Annotated in this window: 17 protein-coding genes; 7 read left to right on the forward strand and 10 right to left on the reverse strand. The window is 47.0% G+C overall.

What is annotated here, in order from left to right; translation table 11 throughout:
* Positions 1-7: 7 nt before the first annotated feature.
* The 5 genes from ACSTTG_RS09990 to ACSTTG_RS10010 all read right to left on the reverse strand — a co-directional run bounded on the left by ACSTTG_RS09990 (position 8) and on the right by ACSTTG_RS10010 (position 5,452).
* The gene (locus ACSTTG_RS09990; protein WP_438474695.1) at positions 8-532 is read right to left on the reverse strand and encodes a hypothetical protein; all 525 of its coding nucleotides are present in this window, start codon (positions 530-532) and stop codon (positions 8-10) included.
* On the reverse strand, positions 522-1,367 hold the full coding sequence (locus ACSTTG_RS09995; RefSeq protein ID WP_438474696.1) for a peptidyl-prolyl cis-trans isomerase: 846 nt from the start codon (positions 1,365-1,367) through the stop codon (positions 522-524). Before ACSTTG_RS09995 ends, ACSTTG_RS09990 begins: the two co-directional genes overlap by 11 nt.
* 11 nt (positions 1,368-1,378) lie before the next feature.
* Positions 1,379-2,386, reverse strand: coding sequence for a HupE/UreJ family protein (locus tag ACSTTG_RS10000; protein WP_438474697.1), 1,008 nt, complete (start codon positions 2,384-2,386; stop codon positions 1,379-1,381).
* Positions 2,379-3,302, reverse strand: a complete 924-nt coding sequence (locus tag ACSTTG_RS10005; protein ID WP_438474698.1) for a peptidyl-prolyl cis-trans isomerase — start codon at positions 3,300-3,302, stop codon at positions 2,379-2,381. The genes ACSTTG_RS10000 and ACSTTG_RS10005 overlap by 8 nt, the downstream gene beginning before the upstream one ends.
* 302 nt (positions 3,303-3,604) lie before the next feature.
* The gene (locus ACSTTG_RS10010; RefSeq protein WP_438474699.1) at positions 3,605-5,452 is read right to left on the reverse strand and encodes a DUF3604 domain-containing protein; all 1,848 of its coding nucleotides are present in this window, start codon (positions 5,450-5,452) and stop codon (positions 3,605-3,607) included.
* A 283-nt stretch (positions 5,453-5,735) separates the two neighbouring features.
* Between ACSTTG_RS10010 and ACSTTG_RS10015 the strand changes: the two genes are divergently transcribed.
* Positions 5,736-6,413 (forward strand): Crp/Fnr family transcriptional regulator, encoded by a 678-nt coding sequence (locus tag ACSTTG_RS10015; protein ID WP_438474700.1) that lies wholly within the window; start codon positions 5,736-5,738, stop codon positions 6,411-6,413.
* Positions 6,414-6,632: 219 nt separating this feature from the next.
* Here ACSTTG_RS10015 and ACSTTG_RS10020 read toward each other — a convergent pair whose 3' ends face one another.
* The 4 genes from ACSTTG_RS10020 to ACSTTG_RS10035 form a co-directional block, all read right to left on the reverse strand.
* Positions 6,633-8,162, reverse strand: a complete 1,530-nt coding sequence (locus ACSTTG_RS10020) for a hypothetical protein (protein ID WP_438474701.1) — start codon at positions 8,160-8,162, stop codon at positions 6,633-6,635.
* 171 nt (positions 8,163-8,333) lie between these two features.
* Positions 8,334-10,412, reverse strand: a complete 2,079-nt coding sequence (locus ACSTTG_RS10025) for a DUF4962 domain-containing protein (protein ID WP_438474703.1) — start codon at positions 10,410-10,412, stop codon at positions 8,334-8,336.
* 996 nt (positions 10,413-11,408) lie between these two features.
* The gene (locus ACSTTG_RS10030) at positions 11,409-12,320 is read right to left on the reverse strand and encodes a family 16 glycosylhydrolase (protein WP_438474704.1); all 912 of its coding nucleotides are present in this window, start codon (positions 12,318-12,320) and stop codon (positions 11,409-11,411) included.
* 138 nt (positions 12,321-12,458) lie between these two features.
* A complete protein-coding gene (locus ACSTTG_RS10035) occupies positions 12,459-13,136 on the reverse strand; it encodes a hypothetical protein (RefSeq protein WP_438474705.1) in 678 nt (225 codons plus the stop codon).
* Positions 13,137-13,417: 281 nt separating this feature from the next.
* On the opposite strand from ACSTTG_RS10035, the gene ACSTTG_RS10040 reads away from it, so the two are divergent.
* From ACSTTG_RS10040 to ACSTTG_RS10050, 3 genes are all read left to right on the forward strand, one after another.
* Positions 13,418-14,692, forward strand: coding sequence for a carbohydrate porin (locus tag ACSTTG_RS10040; protein ID WP_438474706.1), 1,275 nt, complete (start codon positions 13,418-13,420; stop codon positions 14,690-14,692).
* A 591-nt stretch (positions 14,693-15,283) separates the two neighbouring features.
* Positions 15,284-16,867, forward strand: a complete 1,584-nt coding sequence (locus ACSTTG_RS10045) for an MFS transporter (RefSeq protein ID WP_438458531.1) — start codon at positions 15,284-15,286, stop codon at positions 16,865-16,867.
* Positions 16,868-16,930: 63 nt separating this feature from the next.
* A complete protein-coding gene (locus ACSTTG_RS10050; RefSeq protein ID WP_438458530.1) occupies positions 16,931-18,457 on the forward strand; it encodes a sulfatase family protein in 1,527 nt (508 codons plus the stop codon).
* Between the two features lie 648 nt (positions 18,458-19,105).
* Here ACSTTG_RS10050 and ACSTTG_RS10055 read toward each other — a convergent pair.
* Positions 19,106-20,527 (reverse strand): aldehyde dehydrogenase family protein, encoded by a 1,422-nt coding sequence (locus ACSTTG_RS10055; RefSeq protein ID WP_438474707.1) that lies wholly within the window; start codon positions 20,525-20,527, stop codon positions 19,106-19,108.
* 412 nt (positions 20,528-20,939) lie between these two features.
* Between ACSTTG_RS10055 and ACSTTG_RS10060 the strand changes: the two genes are divergently transcribed.
* From ACSTTG_RS10060 to ACSTTG_RS10070, 3 genes are all read left to right on the forward strand, one after another.
* Positions 20,940-22,823 carry an Ig-like domain-containing protein gene (locus ACSTTG_RS10060; protein ID WP_438474708.1) on the forward strand — a complete coding sequence of 628 codons (1,884 nt, stop codon included), beginning with the start codon at positions 20,940-20,942 and terminating at the stop codon, positions 22,821-22,823.
* A gap of 182 nt (positions 22,824-23,005) precedes the next feature.
* Positions 23,006-23,368, forward strand: a complete 363-nt coding sequence (locus tag ACSTTG_RS10065) for a YidH family protein (protein WP_438458527.1) — start codon at positions 23,006-23,008, stop codon at positions 23,366-23,368.
* A 16-nt stretch (positions 23,369-23,384) separates the two neighbouring features.
* Complete coding sequence (locus ACSTTG_RS10070) at positions 23,385-23,711, forward strand: DUF202 domain-containing protein (protein WP_438458526.1); 327 nt, start codon at positions 23,385-23,387, stop codon at positions 23,709-23,711.
* Positions 23,712-23,741: the final 30 nt, after the last annotated feature.

The following is a 23,741-nucleotide window of genomic DNA, read 5'->3' on the forward strand; positions in this document are numbered from 1 at the left end:
AGACCGTTCAGTGGCCAGGGAAAGCCTGGCTAAGTAGTGAATGCAATACAGAATCTTGGATATCAATTGGCATGAGCCCCATCTCCTCAACCTCGGGGAATGAGAGTTGGCCCTCTACCAAAGCAAGCAGCACACGCACATCAGCGATCACAACACCTGGGTGGCCCAAGGGTGGAAAGCGGTGCTCACCAATGTCCAATTGACCACCATCAATCGCCAAGTAAGTAAAGTGTGAGCCATAAATATCAAACAGGTAGTACACCCCATCTTGAGCACTCGCTACGGCCTCTAGACGCTGACGAAACAGCCAGAGGGCAATATCTAGTCGTTCGAGTTGTTGCTCATCGAGCTGAATGATCTTGTGTTTGACCGCGCGATCGATACGCATCTTAACCACGGCAATACCATTTGGCTGGCGAAAATCGCTTTCCAACGTGCTGCACGCTAGCGCCTTAGGCAGAGGGGAGCAAAACACGCCTATACTCAGAGCAAAATAAATAACAAAGTTCAGGGCTTGACGATTAATTCGCATCGTGGCGCCTCGGGGTATCCTCAATCACCACGGTGTACTTTTGGCGATAATCTTGATAATTCGCCTCATTAGTTTGCGTCGTAAGGTGTGCATCCCATCGCTCAAGGACATAAGCGTGATGCTGCTCGACATCAATCAACTGTCCCTGGCGAACGTGATCGATATAAAGCAGGTGATAGCCCAATGGCGAGCGCACCGGCCCAAGCCACAACCCCTGCTCTGCCCGCTCCACGGCACGCATCGCCTGCACGCCAAACAAGCGTTCCACTTCTAAGGCAGTGATATCATTAAAGCGGCGTTTGAGGGTGCTTCGATCGCCTCTGATACTTTGAGCATTATCGCTGGAGTTCAGCTCAGCTAATAAATCTGCAGCATCACCGCTAATGTCATTGCGCCGTCTTGGGTCAAGAAACACCTGTTCAAACGTAAATAGGTCTGGCTGAGTAAACTCTTGGTGATTGTCCTCAACGAACGCCTGCAGGGTTACAAGGCTCGGCGGCTCGACATCCGCAAACCCACCGGTGATAAATTCCAGCTTTTGACGCAAGTGGCGTTTCACGACATTATCGTCTTGATCCAAGCCAAGCTCTATCGCGCTGCGATACATGATCTCACTGCGCACAAAGCTATCGAGTAGTGCTCGATACTCTCCATCCGATGGTAGCCTCTTATGACGACGCTCGAACTCCACCACCAACGCATGAATCTGCCCCTCTTGGACTTGAATAAAGCGACTACCCTGACTCTGACCATCGAGCAGTTGCGAGCCCCAGAATAAACCTGCCGCCGCAAGCAGCGCTGGGATGAGTGGTTCTTTGGTTAATATTTTCATCATCGCCATTCACCTTAGATCCAAAAGTAACTGATTCGCTCGAGGGTCCAGTACAGACTGACCACTGCGATCACATAAGCCATTGGCACTTGGTAGCGACGCAATAGACTGAAGGTATTGGCCTCAAAGCCCGCATGCTTGATTGACATCAGGCGCACCACACCAAGGTAAACTAATACAAACGCCACCTGACCGATCTCAACCCCGATATTGAAAGCAATCAGAGCGGTCGGTATTTCATTCGATGGCAGACCTACTTCAGTCAACGCCGCAGCAAAACCAAAGCCGTGCAACAGACCAAATGCGCTCGAGATGGCGATGGGATAGCGCCAGGTGATAGTGTCGCGCTCGGGTTTGATGATCTCGCGCGCGAGGAAGGCAATCGACAGTGCGACAATGGCCTCAGTGGGTGGCAGAGGCAAGCGCACCACTTGCAGCGCGGCAAGGGCCAACGTCACCGAGTGAGCTAATGTAAAGCCAGTAATCGTGATCAAGATACGGCGCATATCGCCCGCAATAAACACCAAACAGGCAATAAACAACAGGTGGTCAAAGCCCTCAAGAATGTGCTCAACCCCAAACAACAGGTAGGTTTGCAGCACATTGATAAAACTTGGCGCTCCCTGGATAGCAAAGCTGGTATTGGCGGAGTTCATCCGCGCGGTTTCAGAGCTGCCATCAAGCCACTCGACTCGGGCCAGCACATCTTTATTGGTTCGGTCAAGCCCGAGCACTCTGACCTCAGCGCCAACCCAACTCTGCTCACGTGTCACTCGGCGACGCTCGATATGGGCACCGCCCATCAGCATATAGATTGGCTCTTCAAGCGTGACATCGGATGGAAAATCAAGATGGAGGCTAAGACGCAGGTCCTCACCAACCGCGGGCACCTTCCAAATCAAATCAAACTCACTCTCGCTAACTTGATTCATCTCGATATAAGCTGGGCGATAATCATCGGCCACAACCGCACTACTGATCATTATCAGCAAGGCAATAGTTGCGCGTATTAGCTTATTCATCAAGGCTGTCCTCTGTGGTTTGGCTTTGCATCGCTCGATTCAACTCTTGCGGCGGCGTCCAGGTATAATCTGAAATAGCGACACGATACTGCTGAGCTAGCTGCTCTATTAAGCCATCGAGCATCTGACGGCGATGGTGGTAACGAAAATCGCGCTCGACTTGGGCTCGAACCGTATCGAGCTCAGGTTGCTGTGCTTGCTCGTGTTGGTGGACCAAGACCAAGTGGTAGCCCATCACAGATTGAATCGGACCAACCCACTGCCCTAGTGGGATATCGTCCAGTTGATCGGCGAACTGCTCGCCATACTCCCAGCTCAACTGCTGCAAAGAGCACTGTCGGCAGCTAGGTGCCAACATACTGGCATCACTGACTCTCGCCAACTGCTGTGCATTCGCACTGAAAATAGGGTCGTCGCTATCAGCAAGCCGCGCTAAGACTGCTCTCGCGCTTTGTCTGTGGTTAAAGAACAGCTGTTCGAGAGTATAACGTTCAGGAGTTTGATACTGCTGTGGATTATCACGCAGATAAGCTGCAAGTTCTTGGTCGGTAACCGAGATACTCGAGACCATATCAGCGGCATAACGTTCCATCTTACTCAACAGATGACGCCTGATCTCGGCATCATCTTGGTCAAGACCCATTGCTACCGCCTCTCGATACATGATCTCATCACGCACATATCCCTCGACCAAGGCTTCAATCTCTTTTTCCGAGGCAGAGCGTGACCAAGTACGCTCAAAACTATCAATAAGCTGTGTCATGTGGTGTGAAGAAACGGTCACCACTGCATTGTCACCCGATATAGGCTCAGAGACGCGAATATAGAGCCCATACAGACAGCAGGAGAGGAGGACAAAAACCATCAAAGGCTCTGTAAGCACCTGACGGAATACCCGTTTTTTATCGGTTGGCATAGAGAACGCTCATAAAAACCATTACAACAGTGCAACCAACCCAGCCATCTCATCGAGACCCGGTCAGCTATCGAATAATGGCGGGGAATTTACACCGCACAAGCACGGAGTTCAGCACTACGAGTGCGCACTATAAAAAACAGTTTCGAGGGGCGGGGACAGAAAAGAATCGAGAATCGAGAGGCGAGAATCGAGGAGTTACCGCGATCACCCCTCGCCTCTCGCAGCGCAGCGGTCTCGCTTCTCGAATCTAAAAATAAAGGGACGCGATGCGCCCCTTCACTTGTACCAAAGTAATAGGATTACTTACTCGGGCTATACCAAATCGGTGAAGTGTAAGCACGTTCTTGCGTTTCGGTTGGCATGTCGTCGTGAAGACCTGCACCGTACTTCACGTCATCGTACACGTGCCAGCGTGGCTGTGGGATCTCTAGGACGCGCACGTAGTAGAACGCGTTAAGTGCTGGATCGAACTCAGGATCTTGCCAATGCGCCATTAGCTGAGGTGCACCGATGCTGTTGTTGTAGGTTGCTGTTTTTACATCAACCGTGCTGCCAACCGCTTCTTTCACGCGGCCAGTTTCATCCGCCTGACGATCGCCAGAGGTCGCAACATCAAAGATGCGCTCATGGCTTTGACCTTCTGCGTCTACCCAGCCCTTGATTACCTGGATACGGTCAAGGTTAGCACCCTCTTGGTCACGGATCGCTTGGATCAAGAAGTTCGGAGCTTTGCCTTCAGGAGCTTGAGTCAGATCACCGCCCATAGGCACACCGTTACGGTAACCGATGTCAGCTAGGTTTGGTGTATAGATGTCATCCGCTGCGAAATCCCAGCCAGCGAATACGCGCACTTTTAGACGCGTACCTGTGGTTGCGTAAGTCTCTTTACGCGCCATGGCGTCAAAGATTGCTTCACGGGTGTTCTCTTCAGCCCAAACCGCCGCAAGACCTGCTGCTGCCATGTCTTTTGAGAACATGCTCAGCTCTTCATTAACACCCTGAACTAGCATGCCATCTTTACGTTGTGGCATGCCAGGCTCCCAGAAAACACCTTTGTGGAAGAAGTTTTCCTGACGGCTACTTGGGAAGCCGTTGTGGGTATCAGTCGAGCCGATCATACCGAACTTGAACGGGTTAGCACCGATCTCTTGTTCAATCTCAAGACCCATTTTCAGCGCAGAGCGAGCGTATTCTTGTGCCAACATCCAGTCTTCTTTCGCCACAATGCCTTTCATTTCACTTGCATCGATGGTTTCGAAGTCTGCAAACTCATCATCTGGAGAAAGGAATGGGTGGGTTTCGCCATCGCCTTTCATCTGAGTTACTTCCACCAACTTCTCAAAACGCATACGCATTTCGGCATACTCGCGCGATAGAGGCTCACCCTCAAAGTCAGTTGGGCTGAACATCAGACCGTTAGACAAGTTACCGTTGTGCGGGATAGCCATTACGCTGCCACCGGTCTTCTCTTCATAGTCTGCTAGGTACTCCCACAGTGCCTCTGGATCTTCTGAGTCAAAAGCACTAAACGGCAGAACTTGGCTGGCTTTATCTTCGCCATCACGGAAGATCACCACGCGGTGCATATTGCGACCTTGAGGCATTGAGGTCCACTCAAAACCGTGGAATGCAGTAAATTTACCCGGCTCATTGTATTCCTCAGCAGCATCAATCATGTACTGCCAAGCTTTGCGTGCCATTTCTGGTTCGTTGATTTGGTCGTTGTCATCACGTAGCCACTCAATGTACGCCTCATAACCGCGACCTTCTTGGTTCATATCGTACCAACGCTTGCCGACTTCATTTTCCAAAATGATCGGGTCACCCGTGCGCATAAACTCGGCAATACCCAAGTTCTCTGCATGGTCAGCGATCACGACAAAATCAAGTGGGCGAATAAGGCGGAACTTGTGACCACTTTGACCTGTTGCCACCTCACCGCGTGCAACACGATAGGTCTCTTCAGGAGAGATAGTGCCACCTGCAAGGCCAGTATCGGCTGACATGATGGTGTGGATATGCGTATCACCAAAGTAGACGTTCATTGGGTAGTCTGCATCGACATATGGAGAGTATTCCGTATCCGCCGCATGAGCGACAAACGGAAGTGCCATCGATACAAGCATGCTGATTGCTTTTCTTTTCATAACACTGTTTCTTTTATAGTATTTTGATCACTAGCTTCACAGAGACAGACAAAGAGTTACTGCCAAAAGGGTCTGAAGCCACCGAGCGTATCCGAAGGGGAAACGTTAGCAGTGTTGTTGATTTGATTCGCATAATCAGCACCAGAAGTGCATGACGGACAGATCAGTTTCGATTAATCGTCAAGGCGTCAAACCGACCTCTCATTTAGTTATTTTTAGACTGAAAAGCGTGTGCTTCTATACTAATATTGACCGCGAAAATTTTAGCTTGATGGATAAAACATTGCGCCCTTCTCTCCCTCAAAACCAACTGCAAGTCATTAACAAACTCATCAATGCTTTTGGTGTCAGTCAGCCATTAGCAGAAAAGATGTACGCCGTAGGGCAATTAAAATCGATGGCACTGAATCAAGTGATTACCCATCAAAACAGCCCACCCAATGGATGCCTGTTTGTGCTTGAAGGCTTTGCGATTAACTTTCTGACCAATGAGTCTGGAGTGGACCGAGCGGTAGGCATTGCTGCAGCGGGGAACGCAATGTACGAAGACCTTCCCTACCACACGTTGTTTCCTCGAGGTCGCCTTGAGGCCAGTGAGCCAGGTTATGCGCTATTAATCGATTTTGCTGATATGAGCAAACTCAAGCGTGAATCTGAGGAGTTCTCTGAGCTGATCTACTCGATCATGAGTGAAAAAATGCAGTGCGCGACCAAGATATTCTATTTCAGCCATGAGCGAGATATCGCGTTTAAAATCGGCATCACACTGGCAATTCTAGCGGGCTATGCAAGGCGCAATACGTTGCCAATATCCAAAGAGCAACTCGCTAGTGTACTTGGCATGTCACGCAATACGGTCACCAAAGCACTTCAGGGCTGGATAGATCAAGACATTATCCGGGTAGAAAACAAAACCTTTGTCATCAATTCCCTCGACAAACTTGGCTTAGACAGTATTTAAAACAAGGAGCAAGTACGGGCTTTGCCCTTCGAGGTTCGAAGTTCGAGGAGTTTGACACGCGTGGTGAACTCCTCGACACTCGGAACGAAGTGTAACCCGCACCAAAAAAGGGGCGAGGTTCGGGGACGGGCTTCGCCCTTCGAGTTTCGGGGAGTTTGACACACGTGGTGAACTCCTCGAGACTCGGAACGAAGTGTAACCCGCTCCTCGCACCTGTCTTTACACGCTGAAGGCTGAGTAAAGTACCCCAAGCGTACCTAGGACAAAGATAACTAGTACCGCTTTGCTTGCCATCTCACCGTTGTTTTCAGCAGCTTTACCAAATAGACCGAATACTAGTGGATGAACTAGGAACGGCGTAGCAAAGATAAAGGTGATCATGCTTGCAGCTTCGGCACCAAACATGCCGCCTTGCGTGGCTGCAAATAGACCGAAGTGTGACAGGCCAGAAGCGGCTGCCATTGAGGCATTCTCGATCGGCATACCGGCAAAGTGCAGGATAGTAAAGCTACCGAATACTGCCGTGATCTGCCAGCCGAATGAGAACTGCATTAGGCCCTTGATCTCTTGCTCGTCATTACCGTTCGCATTGCGCAGGTTCTTCGTCGCAAGGTAAACACAACCTAGACCCACCAGCACCAATGGCAGTACCCATTGTACAAGTAGCTGACCACTCTCTGCGCTTGCTGCCAAGATAGTGAAGACGAAGATATGGCCAAGGAATGGTACGTTAATCATAATCGGTGCACGTGCAGCTGCCGTTGCGCCAAGATCGCCTGCAGTACATGCGCCCGTTAGGCCAGAGTGTGAAAGACCACCAGCCATACCCGGTGCTAGGTTACGCACGTGGTTTGCTTTAGCTAGGAAGATAAGAATGGCTAGGCCACCAAACATCCAGAACATTTGACCAGCGAAGCCGTAAACGATCACGCTTTGCAGACCAGGAATGCTGAACGCTTCCATCATGTGTGAGCCGCCCACTAGGAAGCTGCCGGTTAGAACCACTGGAATACCAGCAAACAGCAGCGCATTCATCGTTGGACCCAGCTTCCATTTTGGCATCGCCATACCCAGACCAGAAGACAGCACCATGGCAAAGAAGATTTGTGGCAGACCAATCACACCCGCGATCGCTTGTGAGATGCGCAGAGAAATCATCAATACGGCGATGATTGCCATCACTTCCAGCACGCCGCGTACCAAGTAGTTACGCTTGTCCGCTATCTTCGCCTTGCTATCAATAAGGATCAGCGAGATAGTCATGCCGACATAAGCCAGTGCCATGTAGGACTCGCCAAGAGGATGCGCAGCGGCGCGACCTGATAGCAGCGCTGACACCATCTCAATACTCATTAGCAGTACGAATGCACGGATAACATACACCAGTTGGGTGCTCGTGGTGCCAACAAACACTTCGTGCTTACCTGGCTCAACTAAACTACCCACACTTCCCAGTTGCTTCATCAGCAAACGGCGGATCTCCTGACCACCAACGAAGAACGAGGCAATCAGAGCAATCACAGTGGTTTGACTCAAAAGGACGATAACGGGGAATTCGCCAAGTCCTGGCTGGGCCAAGCCACTTTCAACAAATAGAGTACCCATTAGCAGACCGAATACAACGATCATCAGTACTGCTGAGTACTTAGTACCCGCAACAACAGTGCGCGCGAGTAGTACCATGATCACCACCGCGACCATAGAGAAGAACAAGTGGTTGAACGCCACCAGATAAGATAAGTTTTCCATCTACTTCCTAAAAAGTTTTATAAGCTTCCCTGATGATCTTTCAAAAGATCATCAGCGCTTCTAATAGTAATAAGGGGCATAAAAAAAGCCCCGAGCATATGCTCGGAGCCTTCGATATTGTGCAATAACCTCTCGCGCCGTTTCTAGCAGAACTGGCACGAAATTGTTACATTACAATTCAATTGTTACGGTTTCACCGTCAACAGTTAGCTCTAGAGTGTTACCTACAAGCTTATGAGATACAGCAACTTGCTCACCTTCGTTCTTGTTAGGAACAAGTAGAGTCAGGATGTTGTGCTCTTTCGATGGCTTGAATTCCACTTCAACGTGACGGTGGATCTCAAGATCTTGGTACTCGTATGGGTCAACTTCGCCGAAGCCTTCAACGTTCTTCACTGACGCGATGTTGCCTGCAGACTCATTGATGAAGTTCACGTCTAGGTGCGCAACTTCGCCACGGATAGTAAATGACTTGTCAGCCACTTCGTTAGCGAATGTTGTGTGCATTAGCCAAGTCATGTCTTTCTCTTCAGATAGAGCAGCCTTGTCTTGCATTACGAATACTTTACCCTTCACAAACCAAATCTTACGCTTGTAAGACTCGATTTCAGGAACAAAGTACTTGTAAGATGCCGTTGCGTCACCCTCAACCATCTTCACATCAGACTCAGTATCGAAGTCTGTGATCTGGCCGCCCGCTTCAATACAGAAGCGATCTTGGTGACCTTCGTAGCCCGTGTTCTTGTTCTCGCCGTACTGACCCTTGCCACCGAATAGAGGCAGGTTCTTAGAGAACGTTTGACGACGCCACTTAGTGTGCATGTCAACACCGAAACCACCGTAGTAGCCAGTGATTGCTGCTAGCGTTTCACCAAATGCGTGTAGAGTGAACGCGTTTTGGTCGCCGTGTGAGTGCGAGATAGAGCCAAATGGTGAACACTTAAATACCATGTGGATGTGGTTATCACGCTCAGTCATCTTGTTGTGGAACGCAGCCCAACCAGTGATTGGGAATACTTTCAACAGAGGATCGTTTGACGGTGCTTGCTCTTCAGGCGCATCCCAAAGGATGTTGAAGCGTAGATCGTCGTAGCCGAAGTCCCACCAACCGAAGTTGTAGAACTTAGTGTGCGCTTCAGTATCACGACCTTTAAGTTGGTTGTAGTACCAAACGTACTCAGGCTTCTGGTTAACACCCGCGTAGTGCTTGATGTTGTAAGCCAGTTTTAGACCTGGGAAGTCACCGATTGATGACTGGTCACAGAAGCTCGCGCGCTTAGAGTGAACAGGCATACAGTAAAGTGGGAAGTCACCTGTGTTCTCGTAGAATGTTTTGTTGAACATGTCTACGCCACAGTAGGCTTTCAGTAGGTCGAACGCTTCGCCTAGGAACGCAGTTTGCGTGTTCCAGTAGTCAGGACCTTCAGCCCAACCGCCGTCTTCACCGCCCCATGGTGGGTAGTGTACTGCGTAGTACTCTAGTGCATATGCGATGTACTCGCCTGCTTTCGGGTGATCGTGGTAAAGCGCGATACACGTTGGGATGATAGCAGAAGAGATCGAACGAACACCGTGGCTGTTCAGTGGGTTGTTCAGTAGATCAACCGTTACTTTCAGGTGGTGCATGATCTCGTCTAGACGCTCGATTAGTGCGTCTTGAACTTGCTGACGCTCTTCATCAGTGAAGTAAGCGTGTAGCCAGTCGTAACCCCAAGCCATTGCTGCGATAACACGGAAAGCTGCTTCATCGTTGTAGCCACGAGAAGTCACGCCTTCTGGATCGTAAGTAGATAGCTTAAGAGTCCAAGCTTTTGCTTTAGCAATTAGCTCTTCGTCTTCTTTTACGATACCCGCGATTGCTAGGTTACGCGTCGCGTTCAGTGCCATTTGGCAATCAACGTACATTTGACGCCAGTAAGGACGCCATAGAGAAGCTTTACCTACTGTCTCTTCTGGGTAAGGCTGAGGCTCTTCGAATGGAGCAGTCTCAAGGAACTTAACCGTAGAGTTGTTGTAGAAGTCATCGAACATGCAGTGTGATTCGTCTGCACGTACCGCTGCTTTGAACGCTTCTAGATCCGCCGATTGAACCAGAAGACGTGGACGTGCTTCTGATAGGTTATCTAGGAAAGACAGGTCAAAGTCACGCTTTTGAACTTCGATTGGGAGTAGGTCTACAAGGTTACCTGCTGAAGTATCGTTCTCCAGCTTCATCTTCCTGATCGCGTCAAGAGATTTTTGGTTGCTCATGCTAACTCTCTTATATCAATATTGAGTGAAGGATTGGCGATAATATACGTCTTATTGTAATACAATTGAACGATTTTCGTCATCTGACAGCAACTTTTTACCGATTTCGTGATGTAGGTCAGAACTTAGGCCGAAATTGACATTGATTGTTCAATGATCCCTCTGGCCCCGTGTGTCATCAACCGACATCGCAGCTTTTCATTGACTTAATAGTATGATTTTTACCATAGACCCTAACCCTACAAAATGAAAGCCGAGCCAGAATCGCATGCTTGTTCGTAGATCGTATCTGATCAGAGTTTTGACGCAATGGTAAACTAAGTGCATATAAAGAATGGACGTCAGAAAATGCTTATCTGTAGCTGGTAGGAGTGATCATTTGAGCTCTTATCAATCTAAGCAAGTGCCAGCCTACTTTAACACTTGTTACTCAATGGGCCGTCGAGCTGAAAGCACTTCTTGTCCACAGAGAATAGATGGAATGGCAGTTCCGACTTTGGTCAATCATAGATATTATCAAGACCACAAACTATTATCCCGACCATTTCAGTTTTGATAAATCCCATATATTGGGATTTGCCTTGTTAGCCAAAGTATATAGAAATATAACCATTTCCATAAATTTTGCCTAATAAATATTAACATCGAAAATAATCAAATTAATTTTTAAGTGTAAACGCTAACAGTGCAGGAGCGATTTGCAACTATTTAGGTAGCAACTAGAATTCAAATTGCAAAGAGGAGAAAGCAAAGAGAGGCAAAGACCATGCGAGTATTATTTATTTCACTAATTGTGGCTTTTGCAAGCCCATTATTAGCATCAGAATCAAGCCAAAGTACCACACCACCAGAAGTACCGTGTTATACGGAAAGTGGGGAATTGATTGGAAGTAACGTTCCTATTACTGAGTGTGAAATTCACCATATGTAATTAAGTAAATAAAAAAAGCTGGGGAAGACCCCAGCTTTTTTTGACTCTACCTGCTTAACAAGTAATTAGTCTTCTAGACGCCATGCACGTACGTACTCAACTTGCATGCTGGTTGGTAGACCTGTTTCGCCTTGTAGGTCAACTGGGTAGAATTGGTTACAATCCCAGCGAGTGAACTGCTTACCACGCATACCTAGCGACAGTGCCACGTTCATATCACGGTGCCAGTAAAGGTTCTTCTTGTAACCCACTTGCTCACCGTTTACATACCAAGTGATGTCCTCTGGGGTAACGTTTACAGCATAAATAGCAAACTCTTCACGTGGATCAAAGTCCAAGAAGTGGATGTTTTGGTTAGTTGGCGCGAATGGCTTAGGACGCATCCACTTCGGCTTGCCGTCTTCTACGATAACGTTGTGTAGGTTGTGGTCACTCTGGAATACGTTGTCTTCTTCTTGCTGCAGCTCGACAACGTCGATTTCAGAGTATTGTACATCGCCGTCTTCTTTTAGTGTGCGGTCAAAGGCACTGTACAACCAGAATGCTGGAGAGACGCCGGGGTGAAGGTCTGCACCCTTGATCTTAGCTTCGTAGTAACCGTAAACGCCCGTTGCGTAAGACTTCGCCATACCTGACTTAAAGTACAGTGGGTAATCATCAACTGGCTTCTTATTACAACCATCCCAGAAACGACGTGTGTGCTCTTCGTGTACTGCGCTTAGAGTTAGAATACCGTCTTTAACAACAGCATTATTTTTATCCCAAGTCCAAACACCGAACGATTCCGGTTGGAAATTCCACTTCGATGTATCACGACCATCGAATTCATCCGACAAATCGTCAACTAGAACCCATTTCTCGCCTTCTTGAGCGGTATGAGGTTGGAATTCAGCAGCAAATGCCGCATTTGACAGCACGCATGAAGCGCCAATTAGCAATAATGACAATTTTGGGTTACAACTAGTTCTGGTTGTCATAATTTATCCTTAAAATATATATACAACTATTATTTTGCAATATTCAACGTCGCAACGACATTGAAGTAATGCGCTGATTTAAGTATTGATGGTTTTTTACTAATTAAGTTATTACAGCAAATTCAATGTACTTGAACATTAATAAGCATGCGCACTCAGGACTCCTAACTCTGAGTTAGCTACTGTTAACATAACGTCTCTAGGGTAGTCAGTATTATTATCCTTATAATAATGATATCTGGCATCCCAAGCATAATGCTCATCACCCAATTTACTTGGATCGTTATAAACCAGAATATATTTAGCATTGCTGTAGTTATCGTCTAAATAAACACTGGTAAAAAAGTAATTTGTTAGGTCATTGCCTCGTTCAACCCAACTTGCCTTGATTTCCTGCCCAATCGGCATAAAAGAGTCATCAAACAACTGATAGATTGGCTCGAAGACAAAATTTTCATTTGCATAGCTGTAAAGGTCGACAGTGTATTTACCTTTTTGCTCGGGCAACTCGATAACATAAACCTGTCTAAGTACTTTATCTATCATCACATAAGGTAGTGATGGCCCAAAAGTATAGAAAGCGGGTTGGCCAAACTCTAAAACTAATGGGTCGTAGAGGCGAATCTCACCTTCGTCCGACTCATCTTTACTCTTTGCTTCTAAGTTTCTCCACAGCTCCGTGATATTCACTTCACCTTTAACCACTTTATTGCCTGATACACTGGACGTTTCAACAATCACATCACTGGATATGCAGCCTGAAACCAATGCTGCGGTGAGTAAATATGCTAAACCATGTTTTGATTTATTAAACATACTGTTGTCCAGTTTCCTATCAAGTTGCTACAAAGTCTAGCATGCCTTTTAAAAATAATTTTGTGATCTAATTCTCTTAAAATAGGTTTGTGAACTAACGTCCCAACATATGGGAAGATGCTAATTACAATATCCATGTCCTTGAGCCAGACAAATACTTTTACATATTATTACATCCGCAATCTGAATTAACAAAATTAAGCAGTCTTTCGTCAATGGCCCTCCACTAAGGTGAGAATAATCGAATGAAAACGAAACAATTAAATGACAAGGATTAAGTCATGCGAAAAACATTAGCAGTCTCTTTACTTACATTGGCAACACTCCCCTATCAATCTTTTGAAGCTCACGCAGATGATTCATTTCGCCTAACAGGCTATGCGCGTTACGGTATGGGGTATTCAACTGGCGAGAGATATCAAAACTTCTCATATATGAACGGTATTAACACCATTAAGTCAGCGGGCTCACAATATGCACTGACCGGCCACCTTGCTAACCAAGGTATGGGCCATGAGCTTGGCTTTGAAAAAAAATGGTCACGTAATGATAGCAACTGGCGCGCATTATTTATGGCCACCGATAACTACAATGCCGACCCTTGGAGAACCGCCCAAATGTGGGCAGGCGGAAGTAATGTTATCAAGAGCAATCCAACTGCCGAAGTCTGGGCAGGTCAACGCTATGCTCAGCGTGTTCAAATGCTGCTCAATAACTACAAGCCTCTTCTCAACGATGGTGTTGGCGGTGGCATCAAAAACTTTGACCTCGGCTTTGGTAAAGCCAACGTTGAAGTGATTTCCGGCATTAGAAACAATGGCCAAGAGTTCAATCGCGCCGACAGTAATGGTCGCTACGCACTTTTAACCTCACTAAATGGCATCAGGTTAGGCGAGGGTAACACGCATACTCTTGATTTCTATGCCAACTATGGCTTCAGTGATGGACGTGATCGTGAATTCAACGGTAACGAAGTCAGCCAGGAAGATTCTTACCAGTTGGGCGCAATGTATAACTGGAACCGCAAAGGCAACTGGACCAAATTCTTCGTTCGTTACGGTGACGGTGTGAAAGAAAATATCGTTATGCACCGTGGACCTTCAGACGACGGCGGCTCATTGGGCATCTTCCTTTATGGTCACGAAAAAATCACCGATAAGTTCTCTATGATGTATGCCTTTAGCCATGAGAACAACAACAACTCAAACAATGCTGGCCTTGTCGCTGGTGAAGGTAAGCGCGAAAAATGGTATCAGGGCGTACTTCGTGGTGGCTACTACTACAACAAACACCACAGTACATGGATAGAAGCAGCCTACGATACTATCGACTTATTTGATAACCGAGGTGACATTTCTGGCGACTACGGCACCAACTCATCGTGGAAGATCACGGTATCGCAAAACGTTTCTCTAGCAGACTTCATGTTTGCGAGACCGATTGTCCACTTCTATGCCTCTTACGGTGGCCTAGATACTGAAATTGCGCGTAATGGTGCTAAACTGGGCGTCAACGACGGCTTTACTTTCGGTACTTACTTCGAAGTGTTCATGTAACCCCTATTATCAGGAGTTGAAGATGAGTTAGTAGAACTTGTCAATTCTTAACAGAGAAAAACCGCCTTTCCCAAGGCGGTTTTTTATTTTTAGAACAGCATACTATTTTTAACTCACACGCTAATAATTTGTGAATCATACTTGTTAATAATACAAGTGTATAAGGCCTACGCACACTAAATATGTCATTGCATACGGTAAAATAACCTCGACTATTGCTCTCATCAAATCAGCTGCCACATCAGATTCGATATCTCAACGACATCTGTTTGGTATTAATTTAATACTATTTACACCAAAACGGACCAACACACCGCTATGGCCCTAAGCTAGTTGCTTGATTTGCCGCTATTTTACTCAATTTAGAGGCACGTTTATGGCTAATTCCATGTTTTTGCCACATTCCCATTCTCTGGGAATCACGATCCATACTCTTGCTGCGTGATCTATGTCCACTATGCAAACATTCGATTATGTTAATTTAAATGGGACGAAAGATTGCATATTCGAATCAAATCACCAACGTTTAATTCGTACGTTTAATATACGATTTAAGGTTGTGAAGCTTATAACTATAGGGATTTAACCAAAATGACACATAATAGAAACCTCGTATACTACATGGCTATTATTGTTTTGAGTGGATTTGTTTTTGGCGTTGATGCTGGAATCATTTCTGGAACAGTAAAGTTTATTAAAGCAGAGTTTGCACTCACTGACCTTCAAATTGGTACTGTCGTCAGTGCCCCAGCCTTCGGTGCTATTATTGCACTTTTATTCAGCGGTAGTTTAGTTGATAAACTAGGCCGCAAAAAAATGATGCTAGTTATCGCTGGCTTTTATTTAGTCTCTGCGATTGCATCAACAATAGCTAATAACTACACCGTTCTTGTGCTAGCTCGTATGCTTGGTGGTATGGCCTTCTGCTGTCTGAGTATCGCCTCGATGTATATTGGTGAGCTTGCGCCAAGTAAAATGCGCGGTAAGTTTGTAGCGTCTAACCAAGTTATGATGGGTATCGGTTTCTTCGTTGCTTACCTAATTAACTACGGCTGTGTACTGGTACTCGACGAGCAGTCTTTCCTATTCTCAACTGAGAATGTATGGCGCACCATGTTCGCTTCTGAGATTCCAGTCGTAATCCTATGGACACTAACGCTACTTAAGCTGCCTGAATCACCACGTTGGTTGATGAAAAAAGGCTACAAAGAAGAAGCGGTTGCGGTTATCCGTAAGGTCACTCCTGAAAATGAAGTCAACGCGGTTGTTGCTGAAATTGAAGAGAACCTAGCGAAAACTGACCACAGTATCCCACTGGGTGCTCAGCTTAAGATCCTATTCTCGCCACGCATGAAAACTATCCTAACCATCGGTATTGGTCTAGCGCTAGTGCAATCATTCAGTGGCATGGGCGCGGTATCTTACTACTCACCAATGATTTTTGAGCAAGTTGGCCTGGGTGAAAACAACGCCTTCTTCCAAACCACGCTGCTTGGTCTTATCAGTATCTTCTTCGCGATGATTGCGATGAAGCTGGTTGATAAAGCGGGTCGTCGTACACTACTACTCATTGGCTTGCTAACTATCGCTCTAAGTCACCTAACTATCTGGTACGGCTTTAGCAGCGCAAATTACCACATCTCTTCTGAGAAGATCGTTAGCCTGGAAAGCCGTGTTGACACTGCACCACTACAATCACTAGAAGGTCAAACCTTTACTAGTGACCGTGATTTTAAAGATGCGATTCGTCCACTTTACTCTGACCAAGAAATGACGCTAAACGAAGGTGCATTTATCAATGCCTTCATTCAGCTTAACCCTTGGATGATAGTGACCGCTATCTTCGTCTTCAAGGCCGCGTTCTTCTTCTCGATTGGTCCAATGATGTGGGTGGTGTTCTCGGAAATCACACCGAACTTGGTACGCTCTATCGCTATCCCGTGCTTTGGCCTGGTAGCAAGTTTGGCAGCCTTCTTTGTTCAGCGCTTCTTCCCATGGCAGCTAACGACGTTCGGCGCAGCCAATACGTTCTTGATGTACGCCATCTGTAGCTCAATCGGTATTCTGTTGGTGCTATTCATCTTGCCTGAAACTAAGAACAAATCGATTGAAGAGATCGAATCCATCCTGGTTAAGGGTGAGCTTGCTGACCTCTCCCCTGCACAAGCTAAGTAATTAATCTTGGGCCCATTTTACCGCCTCGGGGTAAGGTGGGCCAATCTCAAATTAGGATATTCCATGAAGAAAAACATTATCATCCTCCATACTGACCAACAGCGTTTTGATAGCTTAGGTTGTAATGGAAACAGTCACGCACAAACCACCAATATCGACCAACTAGCTAAAGAGGGTTGTAACTTCAGCCGCCATATCTCAACCAACTCCGCCTGTATGCCATCACGCGCAAGCTTGATGACTGGCCTTTATGTTCCTGGCCACGGCGTTTCATCAAACGGCATCCCTCTATGGCGCCGTGATAACGGCTGTGAAGATAAAAATAACGTCATCAGCCAACGCCTATTTGGTGTCGACGTCATGGATAAGATCCCGACCATCGCCGACCTACTCACAGAGCAGGGCTACCACACAGCGCTGTTTGGTAAAATGCACCTAGAGCCAATGCTTGCTGACCGCTCTTACGATTTCTATGACTCCTACTCAAAGTGGGATGAAGAAGAGACAGAGCACGATGAAAGCCCATACTACGGCTTCGCTAAGAAGAAACTCATCCTAGGTCACGGTGAAGCGCCGTGTGGTTACAACCGTGGTCATTACGGTCGTTGGTTACACAAAAACCACCCTAACTATGTCGAGCAAGTGTTCCCAGGGGAGGATATCAACACTAAAGAGGGCTCGATCGCCAACGATATCTATGCTTCAAAACTGCCTGAAGAGCTCCACAACACCATGTGGCTTGCCGATGAGGTCTGTGAGCACCTAGAGCAGCAAAAAGACAGCGATCAGCCAAACTTTATCTTTGTTGGCTACCCAGATCCGCACCACCCTTTCACGCCACCGGAGTCGCTTGCAGCTGAGTTCCATGACATCCCGCTGCCAGAGTTTACTCAGCGTGATGAACTGGTTGGTAAGAAGCCTGATGCCGTCGAGCAGGCAATGGAAAACTTTTCGGCTGAGAAAGAAGATTTGGCCAAGGCTTATCGCTACACAGCGGCTTCGGTTAAGCTTATCGATAAGTCGGTGGGCAAGATCATCGAAAAAACCAAAGAGCTGGGTATCTACGATGACACTATCATCGTCTTCACCTCAGATCACGGTGACTTCCTTGGCGATCTAGACATGATCTGTAAGTATGACGTGGCGTTCAACAACCTACTTCATCTTCCATTCGTCCTTAAGCCAGCCAAAGACATGACTCTACCAGAGAAGTGTGCAACGCCAATGAGTAATGCCGACGTAGTACCAACGTTGCTATCGCTAGTTGGTGTGGAAGTCCCTAGCTACGTTCAAGGTATCGATATTTTTGGTGACAAAGCAGAAGACAACACCCCAATGGTCACCTGCTACACCGCTCGCGAGCAGAACCGTAATATCTCACTGTTCGATCAAAACTATCGCTACACCTATTACCTAGATACCGCTGAAGAAGAGCTGTATGACCACCGAGTTGACCTAAAAGAGCGCGTTAACCTCGCGGTAACGAAAGATCCAGTCATCCGCGCAATCTGTGATCGCCTCAAAGCCCAGCTATTCCAAAAACACATCGAATGCGACCTAGGCATCTTCAACCATTACGCGCTGTGGTAATTGACTAAATTTCATCTTATAAAGTTCGGCCACCCGCTTGGGTGGCCTTTTTTGTCTGAGTTACACTTCGTTCCGAGGTGCGGGTTACACTTCGTTCCGGGGAGCGAGTATTAAGGAGCGTGTAATATATTAAGGGTGTCTCTTTAGGGATACTGCCTTTTTTGTGTGAGTTACACTGCGTTCCGAGATGCGAGTATTAAAGCGCGTGTAATATATTGGGGGCGTCTCTTTAGGTATGCTTGGTTACCTAATATACCAAATTAATGTGCTGCATTTATCTAATTGCACTCTATACCGAATAGACACATGGAGTTGGTAGTTAAATCTTATTAACGAGTTGATTCATTCCCTTGAGTAAGATCTATTGCTCACCACACAAATGACCAAAGACAAACTATTGCCCAAAGCAGCCTTAAAGTTATTTTTATATAGATACAACCATAGCAGGAGTATGTAATAGAACAGGGGATAATTAGGCCCTTATTGAAATAAGGTTTTAATCTCTACTCTGTACTCCTCGCACCTCGGAACGAAGTGTAACCCGCTCCCTGGAACGAAGTGTAACTCACACCTCGAACCTAAAAAACGGCCTCACGCTAGAGAGAAGCGTGAGGCCAAGTGCTGGTGTAGTATGGAGAATTTAAATTATTATAATGAATGGGTTTCGCGGGTCAGATACAGATAGTCGTTCAATGCATACTTAGAGCAGTCACAGCCAATACCTGACTGTTTGATGCCTACGTGCGGTAGTTCGATTGCGTATTTAACGCCGTTGATTTGAACCTCACCAAATTCGAGGTTCTCAGACACGCGCTTGGCCTTGGCATGATCTTGGGTGAACACGTAAGACGCTAAGCCAGTATCTGTGTCATTGGCCATATCAGTCACATAATCCTCTCCCTCAAAGCGGATCATGCTAATAACAGGGCCAAACAACTCTTCGCGGTAAATTTCCATCATGTCATGGACACCGGTTACTACAGTTGGCGGGTAGAATGCACCGACATCACTATCAATCAGCTCTCCCCCAGCGTGCAAGGTTGCTCCTTGTTCAACCGCGCTCATGACCAAATTGTGAATTCCGGCTCTGGCTTTCTTGTTGATCAACGGCCCCATAGTCGCGTCGGTATCTCGACCGAAACCAAGTTTAACTTTAGCGGTTCGCTCTAGTACTTTTGCCAAGAACTCATCATGGACTTGAGATTCAACAAACACGCGGTTGGGTGCAACACAGATTTGACCACTATTGCCATATTTAAGTGCGGTCAAAATATCGGCGGCTTTGTCTAGATCAGCATCGTTAAATACGATAAACGGCGTGTTCCCACCAAGCTCCATCGAGTAACGTTTTATGTTGGTTGCGCCCGTGGCCATAATCTTCACCCCAGTAGGGATGGAGCCTATCAAGGTGATCATTGCTGGCACTTTCGACTTAGTGAGCAGATCACTCACGTCTCTATCACCACCAGAAATGATGGTAACCGCCCCTTTAGGCAAACCGACTTGGCGGCATAAATCCCCCACCAAATAAGCTGACAAAGGCGATTGAATGGAAGGTTTGAGAATAATCGGGCAACCACTGGCCATGGCTGGACCTAGCTTATAGCCTAGATTAAGCAACGGGAAGTTCCATGATAAGTAGGCGACCACAACGCCAACCGGTTTATGACGTAATGTGTGAACACATTGCCCATCAGGGTCGACCAGTTGATCCGGTTGAAAACGAGTGATCTCTTGAGCATAAAACTCCAAGCTGTCGATCAACAGTTGGTAATCTTCTTGCGTCCCTTCCCAGGTCTTGCCGGTTTCCAAGTGCACACACATGCGCAACTGCTCTTCATGGTCGATACAAGCTTGTCTGAGCTTATTCATCCATTCAATGCGAGATTTAACACTGGCTTTACCCCAACTAATCTGCGCCTCTTTGGCACTCTCTAGGGCAATTTGTGCGGTTTCCAAAGTCGCAGCCTGGACATTGGCTAGCACTTCATCTGTGGCAGGGGAATAAACAGCAGTCGTTTCACCACTATCATATGCCCTGCCATCTACGTACATACTATTTACAATCATCACTCGACCTTATTCCATTAGATTCCAGAAAATAATACCCTACTTGTTAATTATTTCTCGTATCTCACTCGGCTTTCTTCGAAAGTGGAAGTAAATTCCCACATTATGGAATACCCAATTATTCATCTAGCAAACAAGTTTAAATAGTATCTCGTCCAGTAAAGCTGCCGCCAGTAAATTCACTATTGAGCATTATATAAACCAGTCAACAATTTTAAACCCTCTTAGTGAAATTAACTTACAATTCACCGCGACTTCCCATGTCACGGGACTTTAGACACAGGGATATCTATCGTGACGGATATCACACACCTATTTAAATTCTCAAATTAGAATCCCAATGGATTAATTAATCGAAGCATTAAATAAAATATAACTTAGTTTTGAAAAATAACTTACCCTCAGGACCTCTATGAAAACACAATATTTAATACTATCGACCCTGGCGCTCGCCGTTACCACCGCCCATGCCAGTGTGATCCGTCCTACCGGCTTTCATGCCGGTGAAGTTCGCTGGCAGGAGTTAGGCGACAGGAGTGACGACTTTACTTCCGGCTCAATTAATCCAGCGAAATGGCAAAATGCACCAGCAAGCCTGAACGTGGGTGCGTGGACTTTTGATCCTGCTAATGCTTACGTTCAAGATGGCAAACTCGTCATAGAAACCACCCAGGAAACTCACACACGTCGTTTTGCTGACAGCTGTTGGGATGGCGTGGCAGGAGGCCCACCACAGTTCGTCGACCGCGAGCTCTACTACAAATCGGGCGCGGTTCACTCAATCGCTAAAGGCGTCTACGGATTCTATGAAGCCAAAATCAAGGGTGTTGAGATGTTCCCTGGACTGAGCCCTGCATTCTGGCTCTACAGTGACGATCACCCATTCGATGATCGCAATGACCCAACCAAGCAATACGTCGACTACAGCGAAATTGATATCGTTGAGCTGCAACAAGCCGATTGGCGTAGCCCAACCGACTTTGACGACCAATACGATATGGACCACAACCTGCACGCTCGCGTAGAAGAAAACGGCCAAATTGTATGGAAACGTCCGAAGCCAAACCCTGAAGCACAGCTGCTTCACTATCGCGCACCTTTTGATCCTCGATTGGATTACCACACCTATGCCGTGGAAAACCGCCCAGATCGAATCACATGGTATGTTGATGGCGTTGAGGTCGGCTCCAAGCCAAATAAATGGTGGCATCGTCCAATGCGCGTAACCTTCTCACAAGGCCTGCGCCGTCACCTGATTAAGTATAACCCTGACTGTCAGCGTGCCGATCCAAACCCTGACAACATCATCTCAGAAGGTTTCCCAGAGAAAGCACGTATGAAGGTTGACTACGTGAAAACCTGGAAGGCCCTACCATCGGTATGGATTGACGATGAAGACCGTTACGTTAACACCGAGTTCCCAACCAACCAACCAATGGACGTTGTGGTTAACTACCACGGCGGCAGTGATTACTACGTTAAGTCGGGTCAATACAACGGCGTCACCCTCAACCTGATTGAGAAAAATAGCTCAGGGCTTGTTCAAGTCGTACGCAGCGCGAATGATCCAAACACCACCAAAGACGACAACAAGTACGCGGGTAAAACCACGCTTAGCATCAACCTGTCTGGGGTCACTCCATCAAGCCAGCTGCCTAGCGGACACTTCTACGCGCTAGCCCCAGTGTTTAATTCATCGAATGGCTCGGTGATCTACGCACAAGGCCCAATTGAACCAATCCTTATCAGTGGCGAAGGCAATGGCGGTGGCGGCGATGTCGCGGTAACGGGTGTCGAGCTTTCACCCGCTTCAGCAACGTTAAAAGTCAATGAGAGCGTGCAACTCTCGGCCAAGATCAGTCCCTACAACGCGAGCAATAAGAGTGTCTATTACTATTCTGACGACTCCGATATTGCCAGTGTAAATAGCAGCGGTATGATCACGGCAAAGAAAAAAGGCTCCACTGTCGTATCTGTAACGACTAATGATGGTGCCTACACGGATAGCAGCGTCATCACCGTTGTCGAGAGCAATACGGGATGGGTACCTGTGACTGGCGTAACCACCTCTCCTAGCAGCCTGAGCATGAAGGTTGGCGAGACCAAGACGGTATTAGCTAATGTGATTCCTAGCAATGCGAGTAACATCAGTGTGACGTACCAGTCTAGCAACCCCTCTGTTGCTATCGTCAACGCACAAGGTCAAGTTTCTGCAAAAGGCAAGGGCAATGCGACGATAACAGTGAAAACTAAGAATGGTGGCTTCACTGCGACCACTTCCGTTGTAGTTAATTAACCAATCTATTAACCTAATAAGCACGCAGGCTTGCCATGTTTACATGGTGTCCGCGTGCTTTTTTTTACTCAAGGAATGCTTAGCAGTCTTTCGCTCGAATCACATCGACCGTGAGCGCGTCTCCAATGGCTCATTTTCGACTCTCTTTGTCATGCTGCTAGCACCAACTAAGGGATTGCTTAATGAAAAGACCAAAACGTCATCGTCGCTGGAGACATCAAGGGAAAGCCCCTGACTATCGCTTTTCGCTCGCTAATGAACGTACTTACCTCGCTTGGATTCGCACCTCTCTGGCCCTTCTCGCGGCTGCTATCGGTATCGACCAACTCACCCCAGACCTCGCTAACCCACAAGTCAGAGTGCTTATCTGCTACTTTCTGTGCTTTTGCTCTGCAGGGCTTGCAAGCTTTGCGTATCTTCGTTGGGCAAGTAATGAGGATGCGATGCGAAGAGAAGCCCCAATCAAATACACTGGCTTTCTAAAAGTCGTCAGCGTGGTAGTATTAATTCTCTCTCTCGCCGTGATTTTAGCTGTCGCGTTATGAGCAAAGGTGTCTGTTTATGAGCAAGGGTATAGACGCAAAAGATCCCGGACTGCAGCCTGAACGCACATCATTGGCCTGGCTGCGAACTCAATTGGTTCTCTTTGGAATAGGGCTTATCTTCTTCAAACTCCTGAGTAGTAGCCATGTCCATCACCTGTCGCAACTTGGCAGTGCAACCATGGTGTTTGCAATAATCAGCTCAGTTTATTCGCATCGCCGCTGCCAATCAATCAGCGAGGCACAGATAAAAGTCGGGATTAAGGACATTGTTGTTAAACAAATTCTATCACTGATCGTGGCGCTTCTTGCCGGTTGTTACTTTATATACATGCTGTTGAGATAACGCTCGGATATCTTCATTTTTGACAGATCA

Origin of the sequence: Vibrio glycogenivorans, assembly GCF_051660965.1 — a bacterium.
In the GTDB taxonomy this organism is placed as follows: Bacteria; Pseudomonadota; Gammaproteobacteria; order Enterobacterales; family Vibrionaceae; genus Vibrio.

What these genes read in the sequence shown, in the direction of transcription:
- ACSTTG_RS09990 (WP_438474695.1), bottom strand. Translation starts at nt 532, where the DNA reads ATGCGAATTAATCGTCAAGCCCTGAACTTTGTTATTTATTTTGCTCTG.
- ACSTTG_RS09995 (WP_438474696.1), bottom strand. Translation starts at nt 1,367, where the DNA reads ATGATGAAAATATTAACCAAAGAACCACTCATCCCAGCGCTGCTTGCG.
- ACSTTG_RS10035 (WP_438474705.1), bottom strand. Translation starts at nt 13,136, where the DNA reads ATGTTTAATAAATCAAAACATGGTTTAGCATATTTACTCACCGCAGCA.
- ACSTTG_RS10040 (WP_438474706.1), top strand. Translation starts at nt 13,418, where the DNA reads ATGCGAAAAACATTAGCAGTCTCTTTACTTACATTGGCAACACTCCCC.
- ACSTTG_RS10000 (WP_438474697.1), bottom strand. Translation starts at nt 2,386, where the DNA reads ATGAATAAGCTAATACGCGCAACTATTGCCTTGCTGATAATGATCAGT.
- ACSTTG_RS10055 (WP_438474707.1), bottom strand. Translation starts at nt 20,527, where the DNA reads ATGATTGTAAATAGTATGTACGTAGATGGCAGGGCATATGATAGTGGT.
- ACSTTG_RS10050 (WP_438458530.1), top strand. Translation starts at nt 16,931, where the DNA reads ATGAAGAAAAACATTATCATCCTCCATACTGACCAACAGCGTTTTGAT.
- ACSTTG_RS10030 (WP_438474704.1), bottom strand. Translation starts at nt 12,320, where the DNA reads ATGACAACCAGAACTAGTTGTAACCCAAAATTGTCATTATTGCTAATT.
- ACSTTG_RS10005 (WP_438474698.1), bottom strand. Translation starts at nt 3,302, where the DNA reads ATGCCAACCGATAAAAAACGGGTATTCCGTCAGGTGCTTACAGAGCCT.
- ACSTTG_RS10045 (WP_438458531.1), top strand. Translation starts at nt 15,284, where the DNA reads ATGACACATAATAGAAACCTCGTATACTACATGGCTATTATTGTTTTG.
- ACSTTG_RS10020 (WP_438474701.1), bottom strand. Translation starts at nt 8,162, where the DNA reads ATGGAAAACTTATCTTATCTGGTGGCGTTCAACCACTTGTTCTTCTCT.
- ACSTTG_RS10025 (WP_438474703.1), bottom strand. Translation starts at nt 10,412, where the DNA reads ATGAGCAACCAAAAATCTCTTGACGCGATCAGGAAGATGAAGCTGGAG.
- ACSTTG_RS10010 (WP_438474699.1), bottom strand. Translation starts at nt 5,452, where the DNA reads ATGAAAAGAAAAGCAATCAGCATGCTTGTATCGATGGCACTTCCGTTT.
- ACSTTG_RS10070 (WP_438458526.1), top strand. Translation starts at nt 23,385, where the DNA reads ATGAGCAAGGGTATAGACGCAAAAGATCCCGGACTGCAGCCTGAACGC.
- ACSTTG_RS10065 (WP_438458527.1), top strand. Translation starts at nt 23,006, where the DNA reads ATGAAAAGACCAAAACGTCATCGTCGCTGGAGACATCAAGGGAAAGCC.
- ACSTTG_RS10060 (WP_438474708.1), top strand. Translation starts at nt 20,940, where the DNA reads ATGAAAACACAATATTTAATACTATCGACCCTGGCGCTCGCCGTTACC.